At 26.8% G+C, this 18,405-nt stretch carries 17 protein-coding genes and 4 pseudogenes; 12 read left to right on the forward strand and 9 right to left on the reverse strand.

What is annotated here, in order from left to right; genetic code table 11:
• The 3 genes and pseudogenes from ACOTU8_RS05475 to ACOTU8_RS05485 all read left to right on the forward strand — a co-directional run.
• Positions 1–102, forward strand: a pseudogene (locus tag ACOTU8_RS05475) (methyl-accepting chemotaxis protein); the annotation flags it as partial.
• Positions 103–183: 81 nt separating this feature from the next.
• Entirely contained in the window at positions 184–903 is a 720-nt protein-coding gene (locus tag ACOTU8_RS05480; RefSeq protein ID WP_422342112.1) for a class I SAM-dependent methyltransferase, read from the forward strand.
• Between the two features lie 54 nt (positions 904–957).
• Positions 958–1,172 (forward strand): annotated as a pseudogene (locus tag ACOTU8_RS05485) (hypothetical protein).
• A gap of 31 nt (positions 1,173–1,203) precedes the next feature.
• Here the strand turns inward: ACOTU8_RS05485 and pyrC are convergent.
• The 4 genes from pyrC to eptC are packed head-to-tail and all read right to left on the reverse strand — an operon-like array spanning position 1,204 to position 4,333.
• Entirely contained in the window at positions 1,204–2,211 is a 1,008-nt protein-coding gene (gene pyrC / locus ACOTU8_RS05490) for a dihydroorotase (RefSeq protein ID WP_422342113.1), read from the reverse strand.
• The gene (locus ACOTU8_RS05495) at positions 2,201–2,446 is read right to left on the reverse strand and encodes a replication/maintenance protein RepL (RefSeq protein WP_422342114.1); all 246 of its coding nucleotides are present in this window, start codon (positions 2,444–2,446) and stop codon (positions 2,201–2,203) included. The genes pyrC and ACOTU8_RS05495 overlap by 11 nt, the downstream gene beginning before the upstream one ends.
• Positions 2,436–2,798 (reverse strand): diacylglycerol kinase, encoded by a 363-nt coding sequence (dgkA, locus tag ACOTU8_RS05500; RefSeq protein WP_422342115.1) that lies wholly within the window; start codon positions 2,796–2,798, stop codon positions 2,436–2,438. The genes ACOTU8_RS05495 and dgkA overlap by 11 nt, the downstream gene beginning before the upstream one ends.
• The gene (eptC, locus tag ACOTU8_RS05505; RefSeq protein WP_422342116.1) at positions 2,795–4,333 is read right to left on the reverse strand and encodes a lipid A/FlgG phosphoethanolamine transferase EptC; all 1,539 of its coding nucleotides are present in this window, start codon (positions 4,331–4,333) and stop codon (positions 2,795–2,797) included. The genes dgkA and eptC overlap by 4 nt, the downstream gene beginning before the upstream one ends.
• Before the next feature lie 118 nt (positions 4,334–4,451).
• On the opposite strand from eptC, the gene exoA reads away from it, so the two are divergent.
• On the forward strand, positions 4,452–5,210 hold the full coding sequence (gene exoA / locus ACOTU8_RS05510; protein ID WP_422342117.1) for an exodeoxyribonuclease III: 759 nt from the start codon (positions 4,452–4,454) through the stop codon (positions 5,208–5,210).
• 19 nt (positions 5,211–5,229) lie between these two features.
• Here the strand turns inward: exoA and ACOTU8_RS05515 are convergent, their stop codons facing one another.
• Genes ACOTU8_RS05515 through moaC form a run of 3 tightly spaced genes read right to left on the reverse strand, consistent with a single transcriptional unit; the run spans position 5,230 to position 7,094 of the window.
• Positions 5,230–6,390: a hypothetical protein gene (locus ACOTU8_RS05515; protein ID WP_422342118.1), complete on the reverse strand. Its 1,161-nt coding sequence runs from the start codon at positions 6,388–6,390 to the stop codon at positions 5,230–5,232.
• Complete coding sequence (locus ACOTU8_RS05520; protein WP_002857480.1) at positions 6,380–6,643, reverse strand: DUF493 domain-containing protein; 264 nt, start codon at positions 6,641–6,643, stop codon at positions 6,380–6,382. The genes ACOTU8_RS05515 and ACOTU8_RS05520 overlap by 11 nt, the downstream gene beginning before the upstream one ends.
• On the reverse strand, positions 6,621–7,094 hold the full coding sequence (gene moaC / locus ACOTU8_RS05525) for a cyclic pyranopterin monophosphate synthase MoaC (RefSeq protein WP_422342119.1): 474 nt from the start codon (positions 7,092–7,094) through the stop codon (positions 6,621–6,623). Before moaC ends, ACOTU8_RS05520 begins: the two co-directional genes overlap by 23 nt.
• Positions 7,095–7,186: 92 nt before the next feature.
• Between moaC and ACOTU8_RS05530 the strand changes: the two genes are divergently transcribed.
• From ACOTU8_RS05530 to ACOTU8_RS05550, 5 genes and pseudogenes are all read left to right on the forward strand, one after another.
• On the forward strand, positions 7,187–7,342 hold the full coding sequence (locus ACOTU8_RS05530; protein ID WP_002851965.1) for a highly acidic protein: 156 nt from the start codon (positions 7,187–7,189) through the stop codon (positions 7,340–7,342).
• A 48-nt stretch (positions 7,343–7,390) separates the two neighbouring features.
• A pseudogene (locus ACOTU8_RS05535) lies at positions 7,391–10,266 on the forward strand (hypothetical protein); the annotation flags it as partial.
• Positions 10,267–10,285: 19 nt separating this feature from the next.
• Positions 10,286–11,569: pseudogene (locus tag ACOTU8_RS05540) on the forward strand (hypothetical protein).
• A gap of 22 nt (positions 11,570–11,591) precedes the next feature.
• Positions 11,592–11,756 (forward strand): hypothetical protein, encoded by a 165-nt coding sequence (locus tag ACOTU8_RS05545; protein ID WP_422342120.1) that lies wholly within the window; start codon positions 11,592–11,594, stop codon positions 11,754–11,756.
• A gap of 1,487 nt (positions 11,757–13,243) precedes the next feature.
• Positions 13,244–13,399, forward strand: coding sequence for a hypothetical protein (locus ACOTU8_RS05550; protein ID WP_422342121.1), 156 nt, complete (start codon positions 13,244–13,246; stop codon positions 13,397–13,399).
• 850 nt (positions 13,400–14,249) lie between these two features.
• Here ACOTU8_RS05550 and purM read toward each other — a convergent pair.
• Entirely contained in the window at positions 14,250–15,239 is a 990-nt protein-coding gene (gene purM / locus ACOTU8_RS05555) for a phosphoribosylformylglycinamidine cyclo-ligase (protein WP_422342122.1), read from the reverse strand.
• 60 nt (positions 15,240–15,299) lie between these two features.
• On the opposite strand from purM, the gene coaE reads away from it, so the two are divergent.
• The 3 genes from coaE to ACOTU8_RS05570 are packed head-to-tail and all read left to right on the forward strand — an operon-like array spanning position 15,300 to position 17,357.
• Positions 15,300–15,905, forward strand: a complete 606-nt coding sequence (gene coaE / locus ACOTU8_RS05560; protein ID WP_422342123.1) for a dephospho-CoA kinase — start codon at positions 15,300–15,302, stop codon at positions 15,903–15,905.
• Positions 15,902–16,651, forward strand: coding sequence for a diaminopimelate epimerase (gene dapF / locus ACOTU8_RS05565; protein WP_422342124.1), 750 nt, complete (start codon positions 15,902–15,904; stop codon positions 16,649–16,651). Before coaE ends, dapF begins: the two co-directional genes overlap by 4 nt.
• Positions 16,626–17,357: a glucosaminidase domain-containing protein gene (locus ACOTU8_RS05570; protein WP_422342125.1), complete on the forward strand. Its 732-nt coding sequence runs from the start codon at positions 16,626–16,628 to the stop codon at positions 17,355–17,357. Before dapF ends, ACOTU8_RS05570 begins: the two co-directional genes overlap by 26 nt.
• On the opposite strand, the gene ACOTU8_RS05575 is transcribed toward ACOTU8_RS05570, so the two are convergent.
• Positions 17,354–18,391: a DUF4143 domain-containing protein gene (locus ACOTU8_RS05575; RefSeq protein ID WP_422342126.1), complete on the reverse strand. Its 1,038-nt coding sequence runs from the start codon at positions 18,389–18,391 to the stop codon at positions 17,354–17,356. The two genes, ACOTU8_RS05570 and ACOTU8_RS05575, sit on opposite strands and share 4 nt — an antisense overlap.
• Positions 18,392–18,405: the final 14 nt, after the last annotated feature.

The following is an 18,405-nucleotide window of genomic DNA, read 5'->3' on the forward strand; positions in this document are numbered from 1 at the left end:
AAAGATAATGTTGAAATTGCTAATGAATCAGCTATTATTTCTAGTACAGTAAGTGATATAGCTAATAATATCTTAGAAGATGTTAAGAAGAAGAGGTTTTAATTAATCATTCAAGCCCAAAAAAAAGGGCTTGAATTTTAAAAATTTATGCTATGATTTTATATATTTTATCAAGGAAAATATATGAATTTATGGGATAAAAAAGCCAAAACTTACACAAGATATCAAAACACTTTAAACACCATACAAAAGCAAACTTTTGAATATTTACAAAATTTAAAGATTTCTTTTCAAAATAAAAGCATTATAGATATAGGATGTGGAACTGGAGTTTGGACTTTACATTTAGCTAAAGAAGCTAAAGAAATTTTAGCCCTAGATAGTGCAAATGCTATGCTTGAAATTTTACAAGAAGATACTAAAAAACTAAATCTTAACAATATAAAATGCGAAAATTTGAGCTTTGAAACTTGGATTCAAAATAATCCAAAAGTTAAATTTGATTTCGCATTTTTAAGTATGTCTCCTGCTTTAAAAGATGAAAAAGATTATAAAAATTTTTTAAATCTTGCTAAAATAAAAATTTATCTTGGTTGGGCTGATTATAGAAAAAGTGATTTTTTAGATCCGATTTTTAAATATTTTAATACCGAATTCAAAGGTTTTTATAAAAAAGATTTAGAAAATTATTTAATAGAAAAAAATATATTTTTTCATAAGATTATTTTTGATGAAACACGCAAAGTCCAAAGAACAAAAGAAGAAGCTATAGAAAATGCCCTATGGCATTTAAGCATGAACAAAATCACAGCTTCTAAAGAAACTGTAAGTTCTTTTGTTGAAAATGATATTATCGAAACTATAGAATCCAAAATAAAACTTTTAATTATAAATAACTTATAAAAATATTAAGCTTATATTTATTACAATTTTATCGATTATTTCAAAGGAGTTTTAATGGTTAAAAATTTAATCATCAAATTTGGACGCTTGATTCTTGATACGATTGCAACGATAAGTTTTGTTGTAGCTTTGCTTTATTCTCTTTTTATGATGTTTAGCATTGGATTTTTAGCTGGTTTGTTGTCGCTGATAGTTAGTTTTATTGCTTTATTTTTAAGTTTTTTTGTGATTTATCTTGTTATAGATATCAGAGATGCTCTTGTAAATAAAGCTTAAATTTTCTACTTTTAAGGTGGAAAATCAATGTTTTAATTGAAATTTTAAAATTTCTCCGGCCATATAAGGCACAACTTGGTTATATTTGTCTTCATAAACATTTGGCACTTGCCATTCTTGTTTTTCTAAAGTAATGATTTTGTTATTTTTAAATTTAAGATTATGGATTTTATAAGCATTATCTGAAATAAATTTTTGTAAATTTGTTTCATTTGAATGTTTTTCAAAAAGTTCAACTAATACAGGTAAAATCACCGGTGCGCTAAAAACTCCAGCCGCACAACCACAACATTCTTTAGTGTGCAATGGATGAGGCGCACTATCGCTTCCAAACATAACTTTTTCATAACCACTAAAAGCAAGCTCACATAAAGCGTCTTTATCTTCATAGCGTTTTGCAATAGGCTTGCAAAATAAATGTGGATCCATCTTACCCCCTACTACATCATCAAGCGTTATCATCAAATGATGCAAAGTAATAGTTGCGTATAAATTTTCATAATCTTTTAGCAAATCACACAAAACCTTAGTGGTAATATGCTCCATTACAATTTTTAATTTTGGAAAGTTTTTTGCTAATTTTTCATAGATTTTAGCAAAATTTGCTTCCCTATCCATGACAAAATCATTGGTTTCTCCATGCACAAGTAAGGGTATGTTTAATTCACTCATAGTATTTAATGTAGGTTTTAACTTTTCTATATCAAAACTTGAAATTCCATTATCTGAGTTGGTAGTGATACCTGCAGGATAAAGTTTGATAGCAAAAAGCTCATCTTTAACTTTTTCTAAAAATTGCTCATCATAGTCTTTGAAAAATAAAGTCATCAAAGGCGTAAAATCTTCATTTTTACATGCTTTTAAAATGCGTTCTTTATAAGCTTTTAATGCATCTATTTCAGTAAGTGGGGTGATTAAATTTGGCATGATAATCCCAGCCTTAAAGTCTTTTGCACTAAATGGAGCTACAAGCTCAAGCATACTTTCATCGCGTAAATGTAAATGCATATCCAAAGGATTTTTAAGTATCATCTTTATCTCCTATATTTAGCCGATAAAATCCATTTTTAAGACGCTTAAAAAGCTTTTTTTCTTCTAAAAATTTAAAGGTAGCAATAATAGTGGGCTTACTTTGATCTAGCTTTTCTTCAAGCTCACTGATTTTAACCATAATAAAACCATTTTCATCAGCATTTTCACATAAAAATTTTAACAATTCAAAACGCTTTTTTCCTAAAATTTCTCGTATTAAATTTTCAAATTTCATAAACAATATTATACAAAACAAAACCCCAAACAAAAAGAGCTAAAATTACGCTAAAAAAAACTGCTGCACTTGCACAATCTTTAGCGATTTTTGCCTTTTCATGCCATTCATTAGTGATTAAATCCACACAAGCTTCAATGGCTGAATTTAAAGCTTCTGTAATTAAGATAAGCATCAAAACACTTACCAATAACAAATGTTCCAAAAAACTAACTTTCAAAAAAAAACTAAAAACTATCGCAGGGATAATAATGCAAAGTTCAATTCTAAACGCCATTTCATTTTTAAATAAAGCAAAAATCCCTTCTAAAGCATATCTTGCGTTATTTAAGAAATGATATTTAGGTTTCATGGATTTGCCTTAAGTTTAGGATTTAATAAATCATATTCTGGCTCATAAACACTAGTTTTTATATCAAAATATCCTAAAAGTGTGCTAAAAAGATTATCTTGCGAAAGTTTTAAATCTTTATGCTCTTTAGCTAAATTCATTAAATTTTCATTATTACTCCAAAAAATAGCAGGAATATGAGTTTGATAACTTGGCGCTATAGCATAAGGCATACCATGTAAATAAATTCCATTTTCACCTAAACTTTCTCCATGATCTGAAAGATAAAATAAAGAACTTTCATAATCTTTTTGTTTTTTTAATAATTTTATAATCTCATTTAAAAGATAATCCGTATAAAGTAAAGTATTGTCATAAGTGTTGATTAAAGCTTCATTATCACATTTTGAAAGTTCATTAGTATCGCAAGTTGGAGTAAATTTCTTAAACTCACTTGGATAGCGTTTATAATAAGTTGGCCCATGAGAACCTTGTAAATGGAGAACTATTATATTTTGATTACTTAAATGATTTAATTTTTCTTTAAAAGGAATAAGTAAATTTTCATCCAAATCGCTAGAAAGTTTTTGTTTATAGGGTAATCTATCACAAACCCCTTTACAACCTCCAGAATTATTATCAAACCATGCAGTATTTACACCTGTTTTATGAAGTATATCTATAACATTTTCTTGAAATTCACTACTTGAATAATCTTTACGTTTTGAAAGTGAAAACATGCAAGGTAAACTTACTGCTGTAGCCGTTCCACATGATGAGAAATTATCAAAAAAAACTACATTATCTTTTTTTGTATAAAAATTAGTATCATTTTTGGTATATCCACTTAAAGAATAATTTGCTGCTCTAGCGGTTTCGCCCACTACCAAAACTAAAAGTTTTTTAGTATGATTATCTTCTTTATAAGCATCATTAGCTATAGTTTTAAATTCTGGTTTAGCTTTTACAAAACGAACATAGTAACGATATACAGCATAAATTTGATAAAAAGGAGTATTATATATTCTTATTTCACTATAGTTTCTAAAAAAAGGCAAGAAAGTTTTACTTAAAGGGATTAAAACTGCACAAACAATAATCAAACCTGATATTATATTGATAATTTTAATTTTTATATGGGATTTAAAACTACCATAATAATCAATTTTTACTTTAACAATATAAAAAACCAATAATAAAGCCAAAACAACAAATAAGATCAATTTTAAATTTAACAAATCTTTTATTTCTTTAATATCTGTTTGAACAACATTTTGTATCATATCAGAATCTATAAGCACACCATAAAAACTAATAAAGTAAACACTTAAAAAAGATGATATTATAAATAATATAGAAAAAAATTTAGTAAAAAATTTTACAAAAAGTAAAGAACAAATTGCATGAACCAATGCAAAATAAGCTACAATGAAAACAAAAGTTATAAACCAATTTTGATTATTTTTTTCATACACAAACTCAAATAAATTAAAATTTAATATTGCAATCATTAAAGAATTTAAAAAAGTAAACCAAAACCAAGTTAATCTAAACATATAAATCCCCACCTTCAAATTTAAGGCTTTAATTTTATTGAATTTTTTTAAATGGATTGTAGTTTTAAATCTTTTTATGTTATGATTTACGCTTTTAATGAAAATTTTAAGGAAAATAATGAAACTACTTTCATGGAATGTCAATGGCTTAAGAGCTATTTGTGATAAAAATGCACTTGATTGGATAGCACAAGAAAAAATTGATTTTATAGGTTTTCAAGAAATCAAAGCACATGAAGATAAATTTCCTAAAAAAATTTATGAATATCCTTTTAAACACATGTATTTTAATTCTGCTAAAAGAGCGGGGTATTCTGGAGTAATGAGTCTTTGTAATTTTGATAGTGAAGTAAAAAAATGTGAATTTTTTGATGATGAAGAAGGTAGAGTTTTAGAACACCGCTTCAAAAATATCGCTCTTTTTAATATCTATTTTCCAAATGGTCAAAAAGATGAAGAGCGTTTAAATTTTAAGATGAAATTTTATGCAGATTTTTTAGTGTATTTAGATAAGCTTTTAAAGGATGGGTTTGAAATTATTATTTGTGGTGATGTTAATACCGCTCACAAAGAAATCGATCTAACTCATCCAAAAGCTAATGCCAATACTTCAGGTTTTTTACCTATAGAAAGAGCTTGGATTGATGATTTATTGCAACTTGGTTTTATAGATACCTTTAGAGAAATTAATGGTGAAATCAAAGAAAAATACTCGTGGTGGAGCTATAGAATGAAAGCAAGAGAAAGAAATGTAGGCTGGAGAATTGATTATTTTTTCATTTCAAAGGGTTTAAAAGATAAACTTAAAAACGCTTTCATAAGAGATGATATTTTTGGCTCTGATCACGCACCTGTAGGTATAGAAATAGATATTTAATATCCCAAAAAATGGGATATTATTTTTTAACAAATTTTTTTGCTTTTTCCCAAAGTCTTACACCGAGCTTTTTGGCTTTTTTGGAATTTAAATCTTTGTATTTTTCACTAGCAATTTTTTCTAATTCAAAAATTTCTTGTTTAAAACGATTTAATTTCCTTTGAGTAAGTTTGTTAAAATCATTAATCTTTGGATTTTTCTTAATATCATTTAAAACTAATATTAGTTGCTCTCTACTTTCACCTGCAAGACGTCTAAATTTAGCAAAAAGATTATCAAGTTCATGTTCTAGCAAATTCTCAACTATACTCTTACAAGGATCATTTTGTAGTTGAATCTCTTTTTTTAAAAGAGCAATAAAATCATCTTCTATACCTATTAGTTCTTTACTTTTTAAACTAACATCTTCTTCAAAATTTGCATAAGTTAATGAAGCTTTAAATTTTTCCATAGCCAAAACAATACCATCTCTTGCACCTTTAATCACACCTAAACAAAGATCTTTTGCATAAGCCATAGATTCATTAGCTATTTCAAAAGCGGTATTTAAAATAATACTTGAAATTTTTAAAATTCTTTCTTTTTCAAAATGAGCTTCACAAATAGCATTATATACGAGATTTTTAGCTATTTCGCTACTTGTAAGTTCTATATCTTCAGCCTTTTCTAATGTGGTTAAAAAAGCACTTTCAGCGGTTTCTTTTAAAATTCCAAGCATTTCTATATCAAATAAAATAGCATCATTTAAACCACCGCTAAATTCATCACAAAAAGAACATTCTTGTAAAATACTCTCGAATTCAAAAAAATTATCGCTAATTTGATTTTTAATCAAATTCTTTTGATTTTCAATCTGTTTGTTTAATAATTCAGCTTCACTAATATACTCATAAAGCGAATTTTGAGCATCTACAATACTCGCCTTAACCAAAGCTTTGATAACCTTTGCAACATTTTCATCATCAAAAAAATCAAGTTTTTTCAAAATAGTTAAAAATTCAACCAAAAGAGAATTTAAAACTTTTTTTGTTTCATGAGGATTATGTGAAATTTGCTTATATGCAAGATTAAAACTCAAGTCTTCAAGCAAATCACTTGCTTCATCTTTACCGAGATTTGATAAAGAATTTTCAAAAATAATTAAAGTATTTTTCATTTTTCCTTCTTTCTTAAAGTACAAATTTTGCTTTAGCTTTTAATTTATCAAATATATCCAAACGATCTTTTTTGCTATCCACATAAACATTTAATAAATAACTTTGATATTTTCCACTCGCACTTGAATTCGAATGTTCAAATTTATATTCTCTTTGACCTAAAATTTCTTGAAAAATTTCACTTGCCTTAACATGTACCTCAAAAATCACCTTATAATCCCAAAAAGTAGGATAATTGATCTGAGGTTCTTTTTTAAGATCGCACAAATTTACCACTTTTACCTCCTTCTTTGCTTTCAAGCACTATATCCGCAATCCTCATTGATTTATCTATAGCCTTGATCATATCATATATGGTTAAAAGTCCTATAGTAACCCCACTTAAAGCTTCCATTTCAACCCCTGTTTTACCTTCACACTTAACTGTTATAATAAGCTTAAATGCACATTCTTTAACAAATTCCACAATATCAGCTTCGACTTTAGAAAGCATCAAAGGATGGCACATAGGAATAATTTCACTTGTTTTTTTAGCCCCCATTATAGCCGCAATAATAGCTGTTTGAAGAACAGGACCTTTTTTTGCGGTATTGTTTTTAATTGCATCAAAAGCTTCTTGACTCATATATATCATACCGCTAGCTGTGGCTATTCTTGAAGTAATATTTTTATCGCTTACATCTACCATTTTAGGATGATTTTTTTCATCTAAATGACTTAATTTCATAAATTCACCTTTTAAAAAATTATAAAAATTATAGCAAAACCAAACAAATTTAAGATAAAATAAGCTTTGTATTTTTATTTAAGGAGAAAACAATGGCTTATGAAGATGAAGAAGATTTAAATTACGATGATTATGAAAATGAAGATGAAGAATATCCACAAAATCACCATAAAAATTATAATTACGATGATGATGATTATGAATACGATGATGATAACAATGATGATGATTTTTATGAGATGGATTAAGCTACAAAATTTTCATCTTTAAATTACAGGTAATGTCTTTAAAGGTTTTTTAATACACTATTAAAAAATATTACTCAATCTAATGATGATGAATATAAGTAAATTATTAGAGCTATAGCAAAATTTTTATCAATATATTAGATTCTATAACCAATCTAAAAAACCTATCTCTTTAGTCAAAAAAATCCTTATGTTTTTGTTGTAAATACATTATTTGAAGCTTATAATTCTTACTCTGAATATCAAGAGCATAAGGAACAAAAATATTATTATGATTTTGCTTATCCACTTTTAGAGCTTATTACTAGTAAACTTTATCCTATATCGCTTTATGCAATGAAGAGATTTTATCTGATGTATTAATTATAGATGATAAAGTATTATTAGATTTTTTATCTTATTCTAATATACCTTCTATTAGTCTTTATAAAAATAGTTTTTATAAAGTTATTTTAGATGAAGAATTCCAAGGCATTTTTGATAATTTTTTAGAAAATAATCTAAAATTTAAAAATGAAAAGTTAGATAATACACTTTTAGTGAATTCTAGTTTAAAAAATTTTGATACAACATTAAAAAAAGCGATAAATTTAAATATCTCTAAACTCAATCATTTCTTTTATGCAGAATATCCTGATTTAAATTCTTCTATGCTAGTAGAAATGATATTAGATAAAAAAATACTGGTCAAATCAATACAACTAAAATGGGCAAAAATTATTTGTTTATTACCAATCCACCACAGCTTAATAATGTAGGGCTTTGTGAGGACTTGTATCAAAAAAATTAGGAGCAATAATAAAAAATCGTCCTAAAGCTCTTACAAAAAATGAAAAACTTGGGTTAAAAGAGCAATTTCCTAGTAAAAGAGATTATGGTTCTTATTTTATAGAAAGAGATGTTAAAAAAGAAGATGATTTTGTATTGCAACTTTGTCCTTTTGTGAAACTTGATGAACAGATTTATCAAAAATATAAAGGGTATTTTAATTTTTATAATCAAACATATTCTTGGATGAAGCTTTATTTATTAGAATATATAAACGAACGATTAGAATATGAAAAAGTTAAGCAAGATTTTGCTTATATTGATAGCTTTTTTAAATTGCCTAAAGAGCTTGAGAAAATTAGCGAAAAAGAAAAAGAAAAAGCAGAAGAATATGTCGAGCTTTTTAATGATTATTTGGATAAGATGAATAAAAGTTTGACTCCTTATTCTGTTTTACATTTGTTTTTAGCGACTTGCGCTTTATATGTTTTTCAAAAAGAATTTGAAAAACATAAATATGAAATATACGCCGATGGAGGATTATATTATTATCAGGCACTTAATCTTAATCACATTAATAAGCTAAAAGTCATTTTTTCAAAATCTTATACTATGCTTGACAATGAAAAAAGATATATTTTCATAAATAAAGAATTGGATATACAAGCAGATGAAAAAATAGAATAAATGAAGTCATCTATTTAGATGAATTAGCTAAAGCTATGTTTGAAAATGATTTTGAAGAAGAAGATCGAATTTTTTAAATACCTTAAATGAAAGCTTTGATGAGGAGATTGAATTTGAAGAAAATATACAAACAGATAAAACTCTTCCTTCAAAAAAAGATTTAGATAAAAGCATTCAAGAAATTATGCTTGATAATGAACTTGCAAAATTATCTATAGATATTACTTTTTTAATATCATTAAGCAACTTTTTCCTTTTACAGAATTTTTTATGAGTCAGCCTGATTTTTTTAAAAAAATGATTTTATTTTTTATAGATTCAAGCTTAGATAAAAAGTATTATGGTAATAAATTATTTTCTAGTTTTAAAGCACATTTTTTTAAAGAACTAGGGATATTTTATGTACTTAATCCTAAGGGGCATTTTATAAAAATCAATCCAAAAAGTAAAAAACCACTCAATAAGCTTTTTTTATATCAAATAGGAACAAATTATTATTTTAATCAATTAGAATATGCAAGTAAGTTAAAAAAGTCAAAGAGTTTTTCAAGATTAGATAAAGCTAAGCAAATTCATTTAATACCAAAAGCAAGAAAACAATTAGCCATTGATTTTTCTATTAAAATGAGTAAAGACTTGAGCGTGGATATATTAAAAAATTTAGCAGGATCTTTTATTGATACACTTTTGCCTACAAATTATGAAAGATTAAAAATTTTATATGAAAAACTAATGTATGAAAAATTTACTTATAATTATGATTTTCCTTTAGCTGTAAAAAGAAGAATATATAACCTATCCTTTATTGATAAATTCTAGATTTATGAGTTTTGATTTATCTGAGTTTATTTTTGGTTCTTTATTATGCACGGGTGGCTTAATTATTATCCTAGTATTGCTTGTGCTACAACTTCAAATGAGGCTAGAGAATTTGCCTTAAAAAGACTTTTATCTTATATCATTTTAGATGAGAAAAGAAGTGCTTTTATGGAAGATAAAATCAATGAGGGCAAATACATCTTAAATGATAAGGAATTTTTTGAAAAAAACAATATAGAACTTAGAAATTGTAATATATATATAAGCTAGAACATTTTCAAAGAAAAGAAGAGTATAAAACACAAAATCCTATGATAAAACAACACCCTATCTTAGCCTATAATGATACTATACAAATTTTATATGAATATGCAAATGGAATTTATAATACTATACAAGATGAAAAGGGTAAGTTCATAGAAGATAGGCAAAAGGCAAGAAGATTAATGGAAAATTTAGAAGCCATAGGACAACATAATTTAGAAGTGATGTATAAGGGGATAGAGGGAGAAAAGACGAATGATGAAAGAAAAAATAGAGATAATGAGGAAGATAGGATGATATTAGTAAAATAACAAGATTATTCTAATCGATTTATAGGCAGATTAGTTGCTATTATAATCATGGAAGATGGTTTATATATGGGTTAAATTAAAGAAAGGATAAATAATGAGTGAAACTTACGAGATCTATACTTCTAATGGACTTATATTAGATATAGAAAAGAAAACAAATAAAATTTTATTAAGTGATGGGGGAGCTAAGGTAGGCAAATACACCCAAGAATATTCCAAAGCTTTGTTTGAAGCTGATCGTATATTAAGAACTTCTCCTTATATTAATTATCAACCTAGATATTTAGATTCTAATCTTTATACAGGAGAGAAATCTACTTTACTTGAATTTAAAGAATGGCAAAGCATATATTTAAAAGATCCTATAAAAGGAAGCATAGCTCCTTGGACTAAAGCAGAAAAGGCTTATTATAAATCTTTAAAAACCAAAAAAGAAAGATATAAATATTTAGTCATTAGAAGTGGTATAAGAAGTGTTGTTATAGATATACCTTATGAAGCTATAGGAGCTGTAGATGAAAAAGGAAATGTAGATCCTAAATATGAAAAATTATATAGATATAATAGATGATAATAAACATAATCTAAGATCAAGTTTATTTCATAATGAATGGGGTATGGCAGCAGGAATATTAGGTGATTATAAATACCTAGCTAATGATATGTCTCAAAATGGTTTTAATGCAAGATTTATCCAAGCTACTATACTTTATATACAATTAAGTGGAGGAAGTAGTATATTAGATAAACCTAATTTATTAGGTGCTATTTATGGTTATGCAGATATTGCAGTAGGAAGTGGTTTAGTAGGAGTGCATAAAAATCCTTTAAGAGAACAACAAATTAAACCTTAGCTAAGATTTTAAAACCTGATGAATTTGGTATGCTTCCTTTTATAGATGAGATTATGGGAGTAGATTGGGTGATTGATTTAAATGTTTATCAATTTAATTTTGATGCATGGGAAAAATATATAAAGCTTTAAGAAGTGATGTGCTTGAGGGTAAATTAAAAGATCCAAGGGATGTAGATTCTACTTATGAAAGCAGAAAAGAATTTGATCATTATATGGATGGATATCAAAATGGTATGACAATCAATTACCATGTAGATATAAATAATTATAGAAGCGAAGAATCAGCTAAATTATTTATGGATTTTTTGGTATTAGAGGCCAAACTAGCAGCCCTAACTTCTCCACAAGGTTATCCTAATGCACCAAGATACTATAGCCCTGAAAGACTAAATTATTTATAAAAGACATAAGCTTGACAAACTCCTTGATCCAAGAATTCCTGCTATATATAGATATAATTTTCCAGAAGAACTTAGAGCTAAGATAAGAGCTTATACTAAAGAGCATAATATCAAAGATTAAACCACAAAAGAAAGGAAAAACAATGCAAAAAATACTTCAAATCGATTTAGAAAAAAGAAAAGCTTTAGAGAATTTCAAAAATCTAGCTTTATTAGGATTAGGTGGAATAATGCTTTTAAATTTAAAAGAACAAGCTTTGGATTTTAATCAAGAATTAACTTATATAAATACTTATGATAAGTATTAAATTTAAATTTATATCCCTTCTACACTTTTATCTTTGCTTTAATTAACTAAGAAAAGCAAAGAAGCTTTTTATATCAATGTTTTAATCAATAGCGATACACATTATAAAAATCCTTTATTACAATACTCTATTACCCAAAAACAAGAACAAGAAAATATCGTTTATGCTTTAAAGAATAATGAAAATCTTAATATTTCTTTTGTAAATCTTAATGCTTTAAAATTAGCCTTAGAAGAAAAGAATTTTTATCTTAATTTTATAGATTTAAACAGCAAAGAAAGTCTTTTAAGTTTTTATAATCAAATAATAAATAATAACCATTTTAGAAATTATTTTTATATAAAAAATAATCAATTTTTTATTAAAAAAGATATAAAAAATAAAATTGTATTTCATAATATAAATTCTTCTTTTATTGTAAGTAATTATCTTAGATTATTAAATGATTTTAATACTTTAAGCAAGATAGAACTCAAGTTTAAGTTTGCATAACCTTTCAACTTTAACACAAACTATGTAAAATATACAATCAAAAAATGAATATAACTCAAAAGACTTTGATAAAGATGGTATCTTTTTATCCAATGTAATTATGAATGTGAGGTTGAAATAAAAAGATAGGAGATTTGGTAAATTTAAATCTTATTAAGTTTATTATTTAGTTCAAATAAAAAATATAAAAAAATATAGAAATTCAATAGCAAAAAGAGAAGCTTAGTTAAAAGTTTGTTTGGTAAGCCAAAGGGATTGTTCTAAACCCTGCAAAAGCAGGGATACTCAATATACCTTGACATAGCAAAGCATTAAGAGTATAATTATTAGAACAATGTTTAGCAATTTAATCACCTCCATTCTGGGCGGTAAATTAACGCTAAAGGGTTGCAGCCCTTTGGCGTTGCACCCTTTTATGATTATACTAAACAAACTCTTTAACTTCTTTAAACAATTCATGAAAAGATTTTACTTTTTATTCCTTTGTACTTGTTTTTTGCACTTCTATTATATTGGTATATTTATTTTTAAAGCTTGTCTTTAAACCTTTTAATATTGATAAAAAAAATAATATGAAAATTGTGCTTATTTTAAAAAGGAAATAAAATGAATAATAAAGAACAAATTAAATGAACTTCCTAATAACAAAGAGAAATATAACAAGATTCTAGGTTATTTTAGATTAAGTTTGTATACATTAGATTGGGAGGGGTTGAATGGAAGAGCTTATAAAATGAGCAAAGAACAGCAATTTTATTTACAAAATTCTAGAGAATATGCAGCATATATAGGAGAAATAAAAAAGACTAGATATGATGGCAATTCTGTATAGCAATAAAAAACTTATCTCTAAAGATAACATTACATCAATAATTTTCTTAATACTTGGAATACAAGACGTTACAATTTAGAGCAAGAATCTATGGCTAGTTATAATATTGAGTGGATGGAGATAGAAGAATATTGCAGTTTGTGCTTCAATACAAAGGAGTAAAATGGACAATAAAGGATTAATCACTAAATTACGAGACATTGCAGAACTAGCTTGGGCAGCTTATGGATATTTTAACTTAATAGATAAGAAGTTTGAAACAAAAAAGATTGAAAATACAAGCAGGCAATCAACCCCTATCTTAGAATTTTTAGAATAAGTAGATAAAATAAATGGAGTCAAAGAATTTAGTAAATTTAATGATGATTTTAAGAAATTTTTTCTTACTGAAATAATCAAATTTTTAAATAAATTATCTATAATAGAGTAACTTATTATATTAGGAGTAAATTTGCAAATTCCTATTTATTCTAAACTCAAAGCAAAACTAGAAAGCAAAGGAATAGACAATATAACAAGTGGACAGATTACTTGGTTTGTGTGTAGCTTGATTCTTACTTTGACAATTTTTCTTATTTTCTATTTTAAAGCGGCCTATGCTTGATTCTTACATTCAAACTTGTGAAGCTAACTAGTTTATCGTTTGTATAGGATTGATAAAGTATATAGTTGTTTATTTCCATCATAAACATGGACCCAAGATCCTCTTCCTACTCTTACAATAATAGCCATTTACGTGCTTTTTATTATCTTATAGCCTAAAGAATGGAAATTCCATCGATATAACATATTTTTGCTAGCATTGCAAGTATTATCATTGCTGTGAATGTTTTTGTTGAAGATATTAAGGCTTTTTTAAAGGAGATAAGAATTCTAGCTAAAGCCGTATCCATCCTAAAAGAAGAATTTGCCAATGTGGTAATTTTGTAAGTATTTTTGTTTTAGGCTTTTTAGTTTATGGTTTTTGTAATTATAAAGTGGTATTATATTTAAATGCCTTTGGAAAATTAACTATTATCACAAAGCTAGGTACTACCTTATTACTCTTAGTATTACCTATAAAAATCGCACCTTACTTAACATAAATGCCTTTTATCTAGCACAAACCAAATTAAATAAAAATACTACAGAACTTAAAATATAAAATAAAGCGTATTAACGCTTTATTTTCACTCCAAAATAATACCTTCATTAATACAAACTTCGCCAATAATAAAGGCATCTGAATTTTCTAAAACCTTACTTACATTAGAAGGATCTACAACCATGACTAAACCCACTCCCATGTTAAAGCTTCTATACATTTCGCTTTCTTCTACAACCTGTCCTATAGTATAAAAAATTTCAGGAGTTTTAAGATGATGTTTGCGTATAGTTGCACCCATACCACGAGGTAAAACGCGTGGTAAATTTTCTACTAAACCACCCCCTGTAATATGAGCTAAAGCATTGATATAAGGCTTTAGAACAAGAAAATCACGCACATAAACCCTTGTAGGCTCTAATAAAATATCGATTAAATTTCTACCTTCTATCTTATCATCAAATTTTAATTTTAAACTTTCAAAAAGTACTTTTCTGGCTAAAGAATAGCCATTTGAATGAAGCCCTGAACTAGGAAGTGCTAACAAAATATCACCATTTTTAATAAATTTACTTCTATCAATCTCATCTTCTTCAGCCATACCCACAGCAAAACCCGCAAGATCAAAATCATCTTTTGCATACATTCCAGGCATTTCAGCAGTTTCTCCGCCGATTAATGCACAATTTGCCATCTTACATCCCTTGGTAATACCTGATACAACAGCTTTTGCTACTTCTACTTCAAGCTTGGCTGTAGCATAATAATCCAAAAAAAACAAAGGTGTAGCAAAATTACAAATCAAATCATTCACACACATTGCTACCAAATCTTGCCCTATAGTATCGTATTTTTTAGCATCAATTGCCAAGCGAAGCTTGGTACCAACCCCATCTGTTGCACCTAAAATCACAGGCTTTTTAAAACCGCTTGGCATTCTAAAAGCACCAGCAAAAGAACCAATTTCACCTACAACATTATCATTAAAAGTTTCTTTAACCAAAGGTTTTATAGCTTCTACAAAGGCATTTCCATTATCTATACTTACGCCTGCATCTTCATACGAAATTTTCATTTATTTTCCTTTAAGAATTAAAAAGGTATTTTAACGAAAAAAGTTTTAATAAGGCATAAGATGAAAAATGCTTTTTTTGTAACCGCTTCAATTGCTTGTGGTAAAAGCACTTTTATAGAAATAGCAAATTCTTTAGGCTTTAAAAGCATTAGTGCAGATAAAATCTCTCATGAAATTTTAGATGAAAATGCTTTGGAACTTGAAAAGATTTTTTCTCCCTTTAGCTTAAAAAATTTACTTACAAAAGAAAAAAAAATTAACAGAAAAATCCTTGGAGAAATTGTTTTTAACAATAAAGAAGCTAAAAAAATCTTAGAAAATTTCACTCATCCTAAAATTCGAGCTAAAATTTTAGAACAAATGCAAATTCTAGACAAAGAAAATAAAGCTTTTTTTGTAGAAATTCCTCTTTTTTTTGAAAGCGGTGCTTATGAAAATTTAGGCAAAGTCATAGTAATTTACACACCTAAAAAATTAAGCCTTAAAAGAATCATGCAAAGAGATAAGCTCAGCTTAGAAACTGCAAAAGCGAGACTTTATTCTCAAATAGATATTGAAGAAAAACTTAAAAAAGCAGATTTTATCATTAAAAATACTAATTCTTATGCCGATTTTAGGCAAGAATGTGTTAAAGTAATACAAGAAATTTCTAAAGGAAAAATGTGAAATTTTATAAATATTGTGCAAGCGGGAATGATTTTGTCATAACAAATGCTGATAGAAAAGAAGATAGAAGTGCTTTAGCTAAAGAACTTTGTAATCGTTATGAGGGCATAGGTGCGGATGGCTTTATCGTGATATTGCCTCATGAAAAATACGACTTTGAATGGGAATTTTATAATAACGATGGCTCAAGGGCTGCTATGTGTGGCAATGGCTCAAGGGCTGCGGCACATTTTGCACATCATAATAACAAAATAAATCCTAACATGAGTTTTTTAACTGGCGCAGGAGTAATAAAAGCAAAGGTAAATCAAGATAAAGTTGAAGTATCTTTAGGCAAAATAAAAAGCGTGCAAAATACTTTTGAAGAATTAGGAAAAACTTGGCAACTTTGCGATACTGGAGTTCCACATCTAGTACATTTTTGTGAGAATTTAAATGAACTTGATACAATGCTTTGTCAAAAAATGAGACAAAAATATAATGCCAATGTTAATTTTGTAAAAATTTTAGATGAAAATCATTTAAAAGTTCGTACCTATGAACGTGGAGTTGAAGATGAAACCTTAGCTTGTGGCACAGGAATGGGGGCTTGTTTTTATCTGGCATTTTTAAATAAAAAAGTACAAAATAAAGTTAAAATAACTCCTAAAAGTGGTGAAGAAGTGGGGTTTATATATAAAAATGAAGAATTGTTTTTTGAAGGAAAGGTAAAGTATTGTTTTGAAGCCAATTATAATTTTTCTTAGTCTTTTTCTAACCCCACTTTTTGCTGATGATCTAAAGAGTGGATTTGGAGAGGAATATTACAAACTTGATATAGATCAAAAAAGACAAATTTTTTTTATAAAAATGAATGAAATGTTTGATCAAAGCTTTAAAAAAATTGAACAAGAAAGAGCTTTTATCGAAGCCTTTTTTAAAGATGCTTATAAAACAGGATTTAGGACTTCAAACCAAACAAATCTTGAAAAACTTATCACGATAAAAAACAAATATCGCATTGAAAATCTTTATGATTTTACAGAATACAAAAAACGTATTCAAAAAATTCCAAAATCCATGGGTATAGCCCAAGCTTTAATTGAAAGTGCTACAGGTACAAGTCGCTTCGCAAGAGAAGCAAACAATCTTTTTGGAGAATGGACTTGGGGTGAGAAAGGTTTAATTCCTGATTTAAGACATCCAGATAAAAAACACAAAATTAAAATTTTTGATAGTCTGCAAGATAGTGTTGACTCTTATATTTTAAATTTAAATCGTCATTTTGCTTATGAAAAGTTTCGTGATGCAAGAGCTAAATTTGAAAGCGAAGGCAAAGAGATAACAGGACTAGAAGCTATTAAAACTTTAGATTCTTATTCTGAACGCAAGGGATATTATATCAATCTTATTACAAAAATCATCAAACGATACAACCTTGAAAAATACGATACAAACTCAAACAACGCCTAAAATCCAAGTGAAAATTTATCAAAAGATATAACTTCAAATTTAACCCCTTGTTCAAAAAAACTATCCTCGCTTGAAAGAGTGATAAAAATCACATGAAAAATTCCAAGTTCTAAAGCCTTTGGTAAAATTTTCTTAGCACGTAGCTTGATCAAATCAATATCTAAAGTTGGACTTGAAATATAAGCAATTTTAGATATTTGGCTATAAAAGTTAAAGTATTTATTATAAAAAAATTCTTCTTTAAATTTAAACAACTCGCTTAAAACTAAATTTTCAAATAAATGTGAAAAATCCTTTGAAATACAAAGATTATTTCTTAGGCCAAAATCTTTAAAATAAATCTTTTGAAGTTTTTTTTCATCATGTTTTAAAGTATAGATCACATAAGTATTTTCTAATTTTTTTATAGCTTGATAGACACTATCTTTTGAAGTTTTTAATCTTTTCTTAAGTTCTATAAATATCTTAGAAATACTGATTTGCTGACCCAAATTTAAAGCTAAATACTTTAAAATTTCTAATTCCAAAAGAGTAAAATTTTGTCTTAGAAGAATGTTTTTTTCTCCAAATTTACTCCGTCCACTTTGTAAAAAAAGACCTACTAAATGATTTATAGGTAAATTTTTCTTACTTACACTAATAAATTCTTCAAAATCAAAATAATCGAGTTCAAGTTCTTCAAACCCATTTATATTTAAATCTTTTATATTTGTACTTAAGATGATGGGAATTTTAATTTTTTCTAAATTAGGGATAAAATCCAAATTGTAAAGGCAAAGAATTTTAATTTGTAAATTTTCATTCAAAAAATCAGCAAGTCTTTCTAAACTTTGCTTTCCAAAGCGTATATCATATAAATCTAAAAACAAAATTTCACTTGCTTTAAATTGAGATAAAAAATTAAAAATAAGTGTTTTTTTACCACAAAATCGTGGACCTTTTATGATAATATTTGGTTGTAAAATTTGAATTTTTCTTTCATAACTTGCTTCAAATTTAGGGTGATTTTCATAAAAAAAATTAAGTACTTTCAACTTTATCCTTTAAA

This window comes from Campylobacter jejuni (genome assembly GCF_049221745.1).
Lineage (GTDB): Bacteria > Campylobacterota > Campylobacteria > Campylobacterales > Campylobacteraceae > Campylobacter_D > Campylobacter_D jejuni_E.

Coding starts and splice junctions, on each gene's coding strand:
- exoA (WP_422342117.1), top strand. CDS start 4,452: ATGAAACTACTTTCATGGAATGTCAATGGCTTAAGAGCTATTTGTGAT.
- ACOTU8_RS05545 (WP_422342120.1), top strand. CDS start 11,592: ATGCAAAAAATACTTCAAATCGATTTAGAAAAAAGAAAAGCTTTAGAG.
- eptC (WP_422342116.1), bottom strand. CDS start 4,333: ATGTTTAGATTAACTTGGTTTTGGTTTACTTTTTTAAATTCTTTAATG.
- ACOTU8_RS05480 (WP_422342112.1), top strand. CDS start 184: ATGAATTTATGGGATAAAAAAGCCAAAACTTACACAAGATATCAAAAC.
- ACOTU8_RS05530 (WP_002851965.1), top strand. CDS start 7,187: ATGGCTTATGAAGATGAAGAAGATTTAAATTACGATGATTATGAAAAT.
- purM (WP_422342122.1), bottom strand. CDS start 15,239: ATGAAAATTTCGTATGAAGATGCAGGCGTAAGTATAGATAATGGAAAT.
- ACOTU8_RS05550 (WP_422342121.1), top strand. CDS start 13,244: ATGGACAATAAAGGATTAATCACTAAATTACGAGACATTGCAGAACTA.
- pyrC (WP_422342113.1), bottom strand. CDS start 2,211: ATGATACTTAAAAATCCTTTGGATATGCATTTACATTTACGCGATGAA.
- ACOTU8_RS05495 (WP_422342114.1), bottom strand. CDS start 2,446: ATGAAATTTGAAAATTTAATACGAGAAATTTTAGGAAAAAAGCGTTTT.
- moaC (WP_422342119.1), bottom strand. CDS start 7,094: ATGAAATTAAGTCATTTAGATGAAAAAAATCATCCTAAAATGGTAGAT.
- dgkA (WP_422342115.1), bottom strand. CDS start 2,798: ATGAAACCTAAATATCATTTCTTAAATAACGCAAGATATGCTTTAGAA.
- coaE (WP_422342123.1), top strand. CDS start 15,300: ATGAAAAATGCTTTTTTTGTAACCGCTTCAATTGCTTGTGGTAAAAGC.